This window comes from Arthrobacter gandavensis (genome assembly GCF_039528575.1).
GTDB classification, from domain to species: domain Bacteria; phylum Actinomycetota; class Actinomycetes; order Actinomycetales; family Micrococcaceae; genus Arthrobacter_B; species Arthrobacter_B citreus_B.
Map to the genome: position 1 here is coordinate 317,506 of NZ_BAAALV010000007.1, position 11,433 is coordinate 328,938.

Sequence of the window (11,433 nt, forward strand, 5' to 3'; positions counted from 1 at the left end):
TTTGGGGGTCCGGCGCCGTCGTTATTGGTACAGATAGCTGGTTCAGGCGGTGAGCCGGCCTGAGAGAGTGAAGAGCACCGACTCGGAGACTTCGTCCACGCTGCGCTCGGGGGAGAAGGCCAGCCACTCGATGCCGCCCACCAGGACCGCCCCGAAAATAGTGCCTGACATCAGCTCCGCGTCCGTGCGCTCCGGATGGGTTTCCCGGATGACCGCCACGAACTCCGCCAGCGCTTCCCGCCGCACCAGCTGCAGGGGAGTCTGCCAGGACCGGTCGGTGCGGAAAATTTCCGCGGCGATCAGCTTGGCAAGGGGCTGGTTGCCGGAAATCGCTCCCAGCATCGCAGTGATCATGGACCCCAGGGCCTCACCTCCTGACCTGCCTTCCCTCGCCTCTTTCAGGGTCTCCGCCAGGGCACCGATTCCGTCCAGGAGCAGCTGTTCGAAGAGCTTGTCCTTGGAAGAGAAGTTGTAATAGACGCTGCCCTTGGCCACGCCGGCGCGCACCGCTACGTCTTCCATGGTGGTGCCGGTGATCCCGTTCAGTGACGCGAGCTCCAAAGCGGCGTCCAGGATCGACCGCTTGGTGCCTGATACCCGTGGCATGCAATGAGTCCTTTGTTTCTCCGGTGGTTCCCTTTGATCTTAGAGGTGCAGTTCAGGATGCAGCCGCTTGATCGTCCACATGCGCTGCCGGCCTGCGCTGAGGGAGCTCACAGCCACGCACACCGCCGTGAGGATGCCCAGGAACGCCACGGCAATCCACATCCGCGCATCCACGCCGCCGGTGATGAGCGCCCGCAGCCCGTTCACCACGTAGGTTGCCGGCATGAACGGGTGCAGCGCCTGGAAGAAGCCGGGAGTGGTTTCCACCGGATAGGTGCCTCCGGAGGAACTGAGCTGCAGCATAAGCAGCACCAGTGAGACCACCCGGCCCGCGGCGGTTCCCAGCACGATGATCAGCATCTGCTGCAGGGCCAGGAAGGCCACAGTGGTCAGGTAGAGGAACGCCCCGGTGCCCAGCAGGTAGGCGGGATGGATGTCCAGTCCCCACACCAGCACGGCCATCATGATCAGCACCTGGCCCAGGCCGATGGCAAGGGCGGGGATGAGTCCGGTGCCCGCGGCCCGGAACCCGGAGATTCCCGCAGCAAGTGCCCTGGTGGGCAGCGCGCGGAGCAGCAGCCAGGTGATCAGCGCGCCCACAAAGGTTGCCAGTGCTAGGAAGAAGGGAGCAAAACCTTCGCCAAAGCTCGCAGCTTCCGAGCTGAACTCGGCGTCCAGTTCCACCGGGCTGGCGGCAACAGAGGCCTTGGCATCGATGAGGTCGCTGGAGTCCTCCGGCAGGGCCTGACCGCCGGCCTCAAGGGCTTCCGCCAGGGTGTGGCTGCCATCGGAGAGCTGTTCGGCGCCTTCGGAGAGTGCCGTACCGCCGTTTAGGAGTTCGTCGGCGCCGGAGGCCAGATCGGTGCTGCCGCTGCTGAGCGTGCCGGCGCCAGCGGCTAGCTCGCTGGCACCGCTTTCTGCGCTGCGCGCGCCGGCATCAACCTGTGCGGCGCCGGTTGCAAGAGTTGCTGCGCCGCCGGAAAGCTGGGACGCGCCGTCCGCGGCGGACTGGGCGCCCGCGGCAACCTGGGAGGCGCCGTTGGAGAGCGTTGCGCTGCCAGCCGAGAGCTGTCCGGTGCCCGCTGCTGCTTCAGCGATGCCCGACTGGAGGGTGGACGTGCCTCCGGCCACCTGCTGTGCGCCAGCGGCCAGCGGTTCGAGCTGGACGAGGAGTGGGTTGTTCGGATCGGCTGCCTTGAGTGCGTCGACAACCTGGCCGAGCCCGGTGGAGACCTGTGCAGCGCCGGCATCCAGGGACTTTGCCTGCGGAACGGCTGCGCCGAGCTTGTCAGCGAGCGTGCCGAGGTTGGTATTCAGGGATGCCGCACCGTTGGCAACGTCGGAGGCGCCGACAGCGAGGCTGGAGGTTCCGGCGGCCAGTGAATCGGCGCCGGCCGAAAGGGCGTTGCTGCCCGCGGCTACCTGTGAGGTGCCTGCGGTCAGTTCGCCTAGACCGGTTGCCAGCTGCCCTGCTCCGGAGGAGAGGCGGAAGGCGCCGTCCTGCAGGGTAAGGGTTCCGTCGGCCAGGCTTCCCAGCCCCGCGGTCAGCTGCCCTGCGCCGGATACTGCCGAATCGATTCCCTCGGTGAGTTCACCGGCACCTGCGGCGGCGTCCCGGAGGCCCGTCCCGGCGTCGTTCAGGCCCACCAGCAGGCTGGAAGCCACCTGGCTGCCCAGCTGGGAGGAGACGGCCGCCTGGACCTGTGCCATAGCCTGCTTTCCCAGCACGCCGGCCAGGAAGTTGTTGGAGTCGTTGTAATCGACCTTCAGCGTGGCGGGGGCCGGGTGCTCCGTGCCGACGGACACGGCGCTCGCGGAGAAGTCTTTGGGAATGGTCAGTGAGAGGTAGTAACTGCCGTTCGAGACGCCGCTGGCCGCATCCGCTGCGTCCGTGGCATGCCAGTCCAGGTCAGCGCCGTCGAGCAGTTTGTGCTCGAGTTCATTCCCGGCGTTGAGGGGTTCACCGTCCCGGACTGATCCTTCGTCTTCATTGACCAGGGCCACGGACAGGCCGTCCAGGTGCTTGTCGGGGGAGTCGAAGGCCCACAGGTACAGCGCACCGTAGATCAGCGGAATGAACAGCATCACCACGACGGCGATCTTGGGCAGGGTGCCCCGCCTGAACCGGCTCAGTTCGGTGCCGGGAGAAAACATGGCAAACATCAGTGCGCCTCCTCGGCGATCAGTACGGAGGAGGGCTGGGTCCCGCTCCATGGTTGGGTTGGCAGCGACGCTGCGCCGGCGACGACGGCGGTGCCGGCCGCAGCGAGGGCAGCCAGGCGTTCTTCTGCCAGGGCACGCGCCTGCCTGCTTTGAAGCTGTTCGATGTCGTCAACGAACAGGATGGCCGGGCGGGAAAGCATGGCCAGTGCGATGCGCAGCAGGAACTGCTCCGCCTCGCCCAGGTTCCAGATCACTGTGCCCGCGGAAGGCACCTGCAGGTTCCCGAAGACCGCACCGCAGATCCGGGCGACCTGGCGGTCGGAGACTTTGGGAACGAACTGCCACCACGGCGCCAGCCAGGCCAGGCGCTCGCGCACTGCCGCGCCCACAGTGACCCCGGGCTCCAGATCGTCGATATCCCGGAACCCGGCAATGGCCGTTTGCCTTTGCACCTGCCGCGCCTGCCGGGGAAGCTGCAGGCCCAGCACTTCAAGGGTCCCGCCGTCCGGCTTCATGCGTCCGGCCAGGGTGAGCAGCAGGCTCGTCCGGCCGCTCCCGGCGGGTCCGCACAGGACACTGAGCTGATCTGTGACAGTGAAACTAAGCGGGCCGTAGACGCGGCCCCTGGCAGCGGAGAGGCTGAGCTCCTCCGCGGAAATAACCGGTTGCACGAAGTGCCTTTCAGGGGATCGAGTTTTTGTACTGACCAGTCAGTCTAGACCCGCTGGGTGGCGGATTCGGAAATCCGCGTGCGGCATGGGGAGAATGGGGGAGCTCGCCCGCACCGGGCATCCGGTCAGCCCAACCCAGTGAGGACCTGCATGGGACACAGCCACCTGCACGACGCCGGAACACCCACCCGCACGGCGCTCGCCGCGCGGCGGAAGGCCAACCGGCTGCTGACGGCGATCCTCGTTCCGCTCGGCCTGCTGGCCGTCGCCGGAATGATTGCCCTGTGGCCCAGCGGCCAGCCGGGGGAGATCACCATTGCCGACCCCTATGCAACAGCCGAAGGCGTCAGCATCGACACGGGATCCGTCCAGCGGGTAGGTCTGGAGGACTGTCCGTCCTCCCTCACTCTCACCCAGGCCGGCGTACAGGCGCCCCAATGCCAGGTAGCCCATGTGCTGCCGTCCTCCGGGGGTGCCGGCGTCGCCGTGGAGGTGCCGCCGGAAGTCGCCAAAACCAATGCCATCGAGGCCGGGGACAGCATCCGCTACCTGAACCTTGAAGGCGTGATGGTGGACAGCGGGGCACCGCCGTACATCTTCATGGACTTCGTCCGCAGCGTTCCCATAGCCGTGCTCGCCGTGCTGTACGCGGGCGTGGTCATCGCCGTCGCCCGCTGGCGGGGACTGCGGGCACTGATCGGCCTGGGCGGCGCCTATGCTGTGCTGGCCGGATTCATCCTGCCCGGGCTGGTGGAGGGCAAACCGCCGCTGCTGCTGGGCCTGGTTGGGTCCAGCGTGATCATGATCGGGGTGCTCTACTTCGCCCACGGATTCTCGGCCAGAACCTCGACGGCGCTGCTCGGCACCCTGTTTGGACTCGCGATCACCGCCGGGCTGGCGGCGTGGGCGACGGACGCGGCGCATTTGATCGGCGTCGACAATGAGAACGCCTATGCCCTCATCAATGCCTCGGATGAGCTTTCAATCTCCGGCATCATCCTCTGCGGGTTAATCATTTCCGGGCTGGGCGTATTGAACGACGTAACTATCACCCAGTCCTCGGCCGTGTGGGAAATGTACGAGCTGGCACCCGGCGCCTCCGCCAGGCGCCTCTTCGCCGGAGCGATGCGGGTGGGCCGGGACCATATTGCGTCCACGGTCTACACCATCGCCTTCGCCTACGCCGGTGCTGCACTGCCGGTCCTGATCCTGGTCTCCCTCTATGACCGCACCCTTATGGAAACCCTGACCAGCGGTGAACTGGCCGAGGAAGTAGTGCGCACCCTGGTTGGCTCGATCGGGCTGGTCCTTGCCATCCCGGTGACCACGGCCGTCGCCGTCCTCGTGGTGAAGGCCGTGGGCCTGTCCGGCGCGCGGACGGATGCCCCTGGCAGCTCGCCGAACACCGGTTCCGGTGCCGCCAAAGCTGAGCTTGAGCCGGCCTGGCTGCCGGCCGGCGGCGCCGGCGGTACTGCGGACGGGGACGGAACACGGCGCGGTGCCCGGGCCAGGCGCTCGGCGTCCGCTGTCCGGGCAGACGGCCAGGACGGCCAAGACGGCCAAGATCCGGAGTAGCGACTTCCTCCGGTTGCAGCCATGCACCTGGAAAAGACCCCTGCACCGGCACCCTCCAGGGAAACCCGCGCAGGATTTGCACCGGCTTGCGAGAATAGGAGGGTGAGCGTTGCAACCACTAAGACCAGGCTTGAACTGCCGCCGCTGCAGCTCGGCAAGCTGACCATCAATACGCCGGTGATCCTGGCCCCCATGGCTGGCATTACCAACAAGGCGTTCCGCCGGCTGTGCCGCGAGTACGGCGGCGGACTCTACGTCACCGAAATGGTGACGTCCCGGGCACTGGTGGAGCGCTCGCCTGAATCACTGCGCATCATCCAGCATGATGACGACGAGTCCATCCGTTCCGTCCAGCTCTACGGTGTGGACCCGGTAACAGTCGGCGCAGCCATCCGGATGCTCGTGGAGGAAGACCGGGCAGACCACATCGACCTGAACTTCGGCTGCCCGGTTCCCAAGGTCACCCGCAAGGGCGGCGGCTCGGCACTGCCCTGGAAGCTGGACCTGTTTACGGCAATTGTCCAGACCGCGGTCCGGGAGGCCTCCAAGGGCGGGATCCCGCTGACCATCAAGATGCGCAAGGGCATCGACGAGGACCACCTCACTTTCCGCGAGGCCGGCAAGATTGCCCGCGACGCCGGTGTGGCAGCAGTAACCCTGCACGGCCGCACCGCCTCCCAGTTCTATTCCGGCAAGGCCGACTGGAACGCCATCGCCGAGCTGCGCGAATCGCTCCCGGACGTGCCGGTACTGGGCAACGGAGATATCTGGTCCGCCGAAGACGCCATTGCCATGGTCGAGCAGACCGGTGTGGACGGCGTCGTCATTGGCCGCGGCTGCCAGGGCCGCCCGTGGCTCTTCGCAGACCTGCAGGCCGCTTTCGTAGGCCGCGATGAACGCCACCGCCCCGGACTGAAGGAAGTCGCAGACAGCGTCTACCGGCATGCCGAGCTCCTGGTGGAAACCTTTGGGGACGAAATCATCGCCCTGCGGGACATCCGCAAGCACATGGCCTGGTACTTCAAGGGCTACGTGGTAGGGGGAGAGCTGCGGGCTAAGCTGGCCACTGTGCCCTCCCTGGAGGTTCTCCGCGGGCTCCTGGCGGAACTCGACCCCACCGCGCCGTACCCCGGTGCGGATGCCGAAGGTCCCCGCGGGCGGGCAGGCACACCCAAGAAGACAGCCCTGCCGGAAGGCTGGCTGGACGGCCGGGAACTGAATCCCGCCCAGAAAGCCATCATTGCGGCAGCCGAACTCGATGTATCAGGTGGCTAAGAACATATGACCCTTCCGCAGGTTTTCCGTACCGCCGGCTACACCGACGTCGATCTGGCGCGCTGGGTAACCGAACCGGCCAAGAGCACGCACCGGACCCAGTTCGGCCGCGACCGTGCCCGGGTACTGCATTCCTCGGCCCTGCGGCGGCTAGGCGCCAAGACGCAGGTGGTGGCCCCGGACACCGATGACTTTGTCCGCACCCGGCTGACCCACAGCCTGGAAGTGGCCCAGGTGGGACGCGAACTGGGCAACGCGCTGGGCTGCGATCCCGACGTCGTGGACGCGGCGTGCCTTTCCCACGACCTGGGGCACCCTCCGTTCGGCCACAACGGTGAAACCGCCCTGAACGACATCGCCCACGCGATTGGCGGTTTCGAGGGCAACGCCCAGACCCTGCGCCTGCTGACCCGTCTGGAGCCTAAGATCATTGCGCCGGACGGTTCCCCGGCCGGCCTGAACCTCACCCGTGCCAGCCTGGACGCGTCCTGCAAATACCCGTGGTCCGCCGTCGACGCCCCGCTGGTCAACGGCCACCGCACCACCAAATTCGGTGTGTACGAGGACGACCTGCCGGTCTTCACCTGGCTGCGCGACGGCGCGCCGGCAGGGCGGTCCTGCCTGGAGGCCCAGGTTATGGACCTGGCTGACGACATTTCCTACTCCGTGCACGACGTCGAAGACGCGATCGTGGCCGGACACGTGCAGCTCAAATGGCTGGACAATCCCGACCAGCGCGCCCGCGTCATCGGTTACACCCAGCAGTGGTACGTGCCCACCGCGGATCCCGCCGCCGTGGACGCAGCCCTGGCCCGCCTGGAAGCCGAAGGCGTCTGGGTCCGCGAAGCCGACGGCAGCCGCCGTTCCATGGCTGCACTCAAGGACATGACCAGCCAGCTGATTGGACGTTTCTGCTCCAGCGCCCTGGAGGCCACCCGTGAGATTTACGGGCCGGATCCGCTGACCCGGTACAACGCGGAAATGGTTGTTCCCGAGCAGACGCAGCTTGAAATTGCCGTGATGAAGGGACTGGCCACCACCTTCGTGATGACCACGGACCAGCGGCAGCCGCTGTATGAACGCCAGCGCGAGGTCCTGACCAACCTGGTTGCCCAGCTCTCCGCTACGGGAGACCGGCACCTTGAGCCCATGTTCGCGGCCGACTGGCGGGAAGCGGCCGACGACGGCGCGCGGCTGCGCGTCGTGATCGACCAGGTGGCCTCGCTCACGGACGGGTCCGCGCTGGCCCTGCACGAACGCCTGGTTGGCCCGGTTCCGGCACTCTGGTAGGAACCCGGGTTTGGTGCCGGGGAATAAGGTAGAACCATGGCCGGCCTGATTAAACGCGAAGACATTGATGAAGTACGCTCCCGCACCGATATCAAAGCGGTTGTGGACGGGTATGTCACTCTCAAGTCCGCCGGGATTGGGTCCTTCAAGGGGCTGTGCCCCTTCCATGACGAGCGCTCACCGTCCTTCCACGTCCGTCCCCAGGTAGGCACCTACCACTGCTTCGGCTGCGGGGAGAGCGGCGACGTCATCTCCTTCGTCCAGAAGATGGACCACGGTACGTTCTCCGAAACCGTGGAGAAGCTCGCGTCCCGCCTGGGCTATGAACTTCACTATGAAGACGGCGGAACCGGCCCGCGCCGCGAAGACGTGGGCAAGCGGCAGCGGCTGCTTGATGCGCACAAGGTTGCGGCGGAGTTTTTCCGGGAGCAGCTGGTAACCCCCGGAGCTGCCGCGGCGCGCAGCTTCCTGGCCGAACGCGGCTTCGACCCCGCCGCCGCAGAGCACTTCGGCGTGGGTTATGCACCGCAGGGCTGGGATTCGCTGCTCAAGCACCTCACCGGCCGCGGCTTCACACGGGAGGAACTGGCCCAGACGGGCATGTTCTCCACCGGCCAGGATGCTTCCCGTTTCTACGACCGGTTCCGCGGACGGCTCATCTGGCCGATCCGCGACCTCACCGGGGCAACCATCGGCTTCGGTGCACGCAAGCTGTATGAGGATGACCAGGGCCCCAAATACCTGAACACCCCGGAGACACCGCTCTACAAAAAATCCCAGGTCCTCTACGGGATCGACCTGGCCAAGCGTTCCATCGCCAAGGACCGCCAGCTGGTAGTGGTGGAGGGCTACACCGACGTGATGGCCTGCCACCTCGCCGGAATTACGACCGCCGTCGCCACCTGCGGTACGGCCTTCGGCACCGACCACATCAAGATTGCCCGCCGGCTGCTTTCCGATGACGGCAGCGGGGGAGAGGTTATCTTCACGTTCGACGGCGATGCCGCCGGGCAGAAGGCAGCCCTCCGTGCGTTCGAGGAAGACCAGCGCTTCAACGCGCAGACCTTCGTGGCAGTTGATCCCAACGGGATGGACCCGTGCGACATCCGCCAGCAGAAGGGCGACACCGCGGTTGCCGAGCTGATCCGTTCCCGCCGCCCGCTCTTCGAATTTGCCATTCGGTCCACACTGGCCAAGTTCGACCTCAACACAGTGGAGGGCCGCATCTCCGCTCTGCGGGCAGCCGCTCCCGTGGTGGCGGAGATCCGTGACTCAGCGATGCGCCCTGCCTACGCGCGGGAGCTTGCCGGCTGGCTGGGCAGCGAGGTCGACGACGTCCTGCGCGCCGTCAACGCAGCCGCCAAGCGACAGCGCGAAGCACGGGACCCGAACAGCCCGCAGCACGCCAAGGGCCAGCAAGGCAACCACGGCCAGTCCGGGCAGCAGGGCCAGTACAGCCAGCACAACCCGCAGCAGGCAGGCCGCGGGGATGCTGCGCACCCGGTGCAGGAAGCTGCGCCCGGGGCCCAGTCCTTCGCCCGCCCGGATCCCAACGATCCTGCGGCAAGAATGGAACGCCAGGCACTGGAGGTCGTGCTCCAGCAGCCCGGCCTCCTGGACGCCGGGCAGTGGGAGCGGTTCAAGGCAGCGCGGTTTACCGTGCCGGCCTACGTCGCTGTGCACAACGCCGTACGGGCGGCCGGTGACGTGCCGCCCTCTGCCGCGGCCTGGGTGGAACAGGTCCGCCAGGAGCTGCCGGATGCACTGCGCGGGTTCGTCAGCGAACTGGCCGTCACGCCTATCCCTGCCCGGGACGCTGATGCCCTGGCGATGTACTGCCGGGACATCCTCAACCGGCTCTTCGAGCTGCAGGTGACGCACCTGAAGGCAGAGAAGCTGGGGCAGCTGCAGCGGCTGGATCCCAGCGCTGATCCAGCACTGTTCCAGCAGCTCAACCGGGAGTTGATGGAGCTGGAAATGCAGCGCCGTGCGCTGCGCGAGATGCAGTGAGACGCGGATTTCGTTTCTTGGCTCTTCGTCTGTAAAGTAATAGTCGCGCTTTCCCCCGTAGCTCAATTGGCAGAGCATTCGACTGTTAATCGAAGGGTTACTGGTTCGAGTCCAGTCGGGGGAGCAAATGGGCTCCTGACCTGTACAAAAACAGGTCAGGAGCCTTCTTCTCGCTTCGGTCTCCGTGTGCGGGAAACAGGCCGGGCGGTCGGTGACAGCTGCCAGGCCGGTGTAGACTGAATGTCGCCGCTTTCCCCCGTAGCTCAATTGGCAGAGCATTCGACTGTTAATCGAAGGGTTACTGGTTCGAGTCCAGTCGGGGGAGCAACTGCCCGAAGGCCCGTAACACTGTTACGGGCCTTCGGTGTATCCAGGCCGCGTTCGCCCCGCGGGTGCCGTCCCGGCCGGCATCGCAGCCACGCCGTCCGCAGCCGCAGTTTGCCGAATGAGCCGGGTCCGTGGCTACACTGGGGATCTGCTGCCGCAAGGGCCCCGGATCCACAACATATCCGTAAGCCGCAGGCGGCCGGGGCGTACCTATCCTGATGCCCATGCCGGAACCCTACTGTTCCGCGCATACTCGTGAATATGGGGCCGCTGATCCAGCGGGCACCTCAAACGCGGTCCTTCTTTTCTTCCTTCATCAGGAGTACAACCATGACCTCTACAGCCGTACCTGCACCCATCAGCGAGCAGGAGATCTTCGCTTTCCACGAAGGCGGCAAGCTTTCGGTGGAAACCACGCAGCCGCTGGATTCACGACGTGCCCTTTCAATCGCCTACACGCCCGGAGTTGCCCAGGTGAGCCGGGGAATTGCAGCGGATCCGCAGCTGGCTGCCACCCATACCTGGGCGTCCCGGCTGGTGGCCGTGGTCAGCGACGGTACCGCTGTCCTTGGGCTGGGCAACATTGGTGCATCAGCCTCACTGCCCGTCATGGAAGGCAAATCGGCGCTGTTCAAGACTTTCGGCGGCCTGAACTCGATTCCGCTGGTCCTGGAGACCACGGATGTTGATGAGATCATCGAGACCCTGGTGCGGCTGCGGCCGAGTTTCGGCGCGGTGAACCTGGAGGACATTTCAGCACCGCGCTGCTTCGAGCTGGAGAGCCGCCTCATCGAGGCCCTGGACTGCCCGGTCATGCACGATGACCAGCACGGGACGGCGATCGTGGTGCTGGCAGCGCTGACCAACGCTGCCCGGGTCACCGGACGTGAACTGGCCGGCATGCGCGTTGTGATTTCCGGGGCAGGAGCCGCCGGCGTCGCCTGCGCCAAGATCCTCCTGGAAGCCGGAGTGAACGACGTCGTTGTGCTGGATTCGCGCGGCATCCTCTCCACCGGGCGGGGACTGGACGGCGCCAAGGGCGAGCTTGCCGCCCGCACCAATCCGAGGAACCTTGAAGGCGGACCGGCAGAGGCGATGGCGGGAGCAGATGTCTTCATTGGGGTGTCCTCGGGCACCGTGCCGGAAGACATCCTGGCAACCATGGCACCGGACGCCATCATCTTTGCCCTTTCCAACCCTGATCCCGAAGTCCACCCGGATGTTGCTGCCCGCCACGCCGCCGTCGTCGCCACCGGACGCAGCGATTTCCCCAACCAGATCAACAACGTCCTGGCGTTCCCGGGCATCTTCCGCGGCGCCCTGGACAGCGGCGCACGCCGGATCACCTCCGCCATGAAGGTGGCCGCCGCAGCTGCCATCGCGGATCTAGTGGGTGGGGAATTGTCCCCTGAGCACATTGTGCCCAGCCCGCTGGATCCCCGGGTGGCGCCGGCGGTGGCAGCTGCGGTGGCGGCCGCGGCGGGCTAAGGGCCCAAGGATCCTGGTCCGGCACCTG

The 11,433-nt window shown here is 66.2% G+C and carries 8 protein-coding genes and 2 tRNA genes; 7 read left to right on the forward strand and 3 right to left on the reverse strand.

Annotation, left to right across the window (positions count from 1 at the left end; all coding sequences use genetic code 11):
• Nucleotides 1–42: 42 nt before the first annotated feature.
• Genes ABFX29_RS14925 through ABFX29_RS14935 form a run of 3 tightly spaced genes read right to left on the reverse strand, consistent with a single transcriptional unit; the run spans nt 43 to nt 3,440 of the window.
• Nucleotides 43–606, reverse strand: a complete 564-nt coding sequence (locus tag ABFX29_RS14925; RefSeq protein ID WP_152228554.1) for a TetR/AcrR family transcriptional regulator — start codon at nt 604–606, stop codon at nt 43–45.
• A gap of 39 nt (nt 607–645) precedes the next feature.
• Nucleotides 646–2,769 carry a YhgE/Pip family protein gene (locus tag ABFX29_RS14930; protein WP_246167563.1) on the reverse strand — a complete coding sequence of 708 codons (2,124 nt, stop codon included), beginning with the start codon at nt 2,767–2,769 and terminating at the stop codon, nt 646–648.
• Complete coding sequence (locus ABFX29_RS14935; RefSeq protein WP_170287768.1) at nt 2,769–3,440, reverse strand: ATP-binding cassette domain-containing protein; 672 nt, start codon at nt 3,438–3,440, stop codon at nt 2,769–2,771. Before ABFX29_RS14935 ends, ABFX29_RS14930 begins: the two co-directional genes overlap by 1 nt.
• A 150-nt stretch (nt 3,441–3,590) precedes the next feature.
• Here ABFX29_RS14935 and ABFX29_RS14940 point away from each other — a divergent pair, with 150 nt between their 5' ends.
• The 7 genes from ABFX29_RS14940 to ABFX29_RS14970 all read left to right on the forward strand — a co-directional run bounded on the left by ABFX29_RS14940 (nt 3,591) and on the right by ABFX29_RS14970 (nt 11,405).
• Entirely contained in the window at nt 3,591–5,015 is a 1,425-nt protein-coding gene (locus ABFX29_RS14940) for a YibE/F family protein (RefSeq protein WP_152228552.1), read from the forward strand.
• Nucleotides 5,016–5,036: 21 nt separating this feature from the next.
• Nucleotides 5,037–6,290: a tRNA dihydrouridine synthase DusB gene (gene dusB, locus ABFX29_RS14945; protein WP_211372397.1), complete on the forward strand. Its 1,254-nt coding sequence runs from the start codon at nt 5,037–5,039 to the stop codon at nt 6,288–6,290.
• Nucleotides 6,291–6,296: 6 nt separating this feature from the next.
• Nucleotides 6,297–7,580 (forward strand): deoxyguanosinetriphosphate triphosphohydrolase, encoded by a 1,284-nt coding sequence (locus tag ABFX29_RS14950; RefSeq protein WP_152228550.1) that lies wholly within the window; start codon nt 6,297–6,299, stop codon nt 7,578–7,580.
• Between the two features lie 36 nt (nt 7,581–7,616).
• Entirely contained in the window at nt 7,617–9,590 is a 1,974-nt protein-coding gene (gene dnaG / locus ABFX29_RS14955) for a DNA primase (protein WP_152228549.1), read from the forward strand.
• 51 nt (nt 9,591–9,641) lie between these two features.
• A tRNA-Asn gene (locus tag ABFX29_RS14960) sits at nt 9,642–9,714 on the forward strand.
• Between the two features lie 128 nt (nt 9,715–9,842).
• Nucleotides 9,843–9,915: transfer RNA gene (locus ABFX29_RS14965), tRNA-Asn, on the forward strand.
• Between the two features lie 332 nt (nt 9,916–10,247).
• Entirely contained in the window at nt 10,248–11,405 is a 1,158-nt protein-coding gene (locus ABFX29_RS14970; protein WP_152228548.1) for an NAD(P)-dependent malic enzyme, read from the forward strand.
• The last annotated feature ends 28 nt before the right edge of the window (nt 11,406–11,433 follow it).

Excerpts from the sequence above, each read along its gene's own strand:
- ABFX29_RS14925 (WP_152228554.1), bottom strand. The coding sequence starts at position 606 with ATGCCACGGGTATCAGGCACCAAGCGGTCGATCCTGGACGCCGCTTTG.
- ABFX29_RS14930 (WP_246167563.1), bottom strand. The coding sequence starts at position 2,769 with ATGTTTGCCATGTTTTCTCCCGGCACCGAACTGAGCCGGTTCAGGCGG.
- ABFX29_RS14940 (WP_152228552.1), top strand. The coding sequence starts at position 3,591 with ATGGGACACAGCCACCTGCACGACGCCGGAACACCCACCCGCACGGCG.
- dusB (WP_211372397.1), top strand. The coding sequence starts at position 5,037 with ATGCACCTGGAAAAGACCCCTGCACCGGCACCCTCCAGGGAAACCCGC.
- ABFX29_RS14950 (WP_152228550.1), top strand. The coding sequence starts at position 6,297 with ATGACCCTTCCGCAGGTTTTCCGTACCGCCGGCTACACCGACGTCGAT.
- dnaG (WP_152228549.1), top strand. The coding sequence starts at position 7,617 with ATGGCCGGCCTGATTAAACGCGAAGACATTGATGAAGTACGCTCCCGC.
- ABFX29_RS14970 (WP_152228548.1), top strand. The coding sequence starts at position 10,248 with ATGACCTCTACAGCCGTACCTGCACCCATCAGCGAGCAGGAGATCTTC.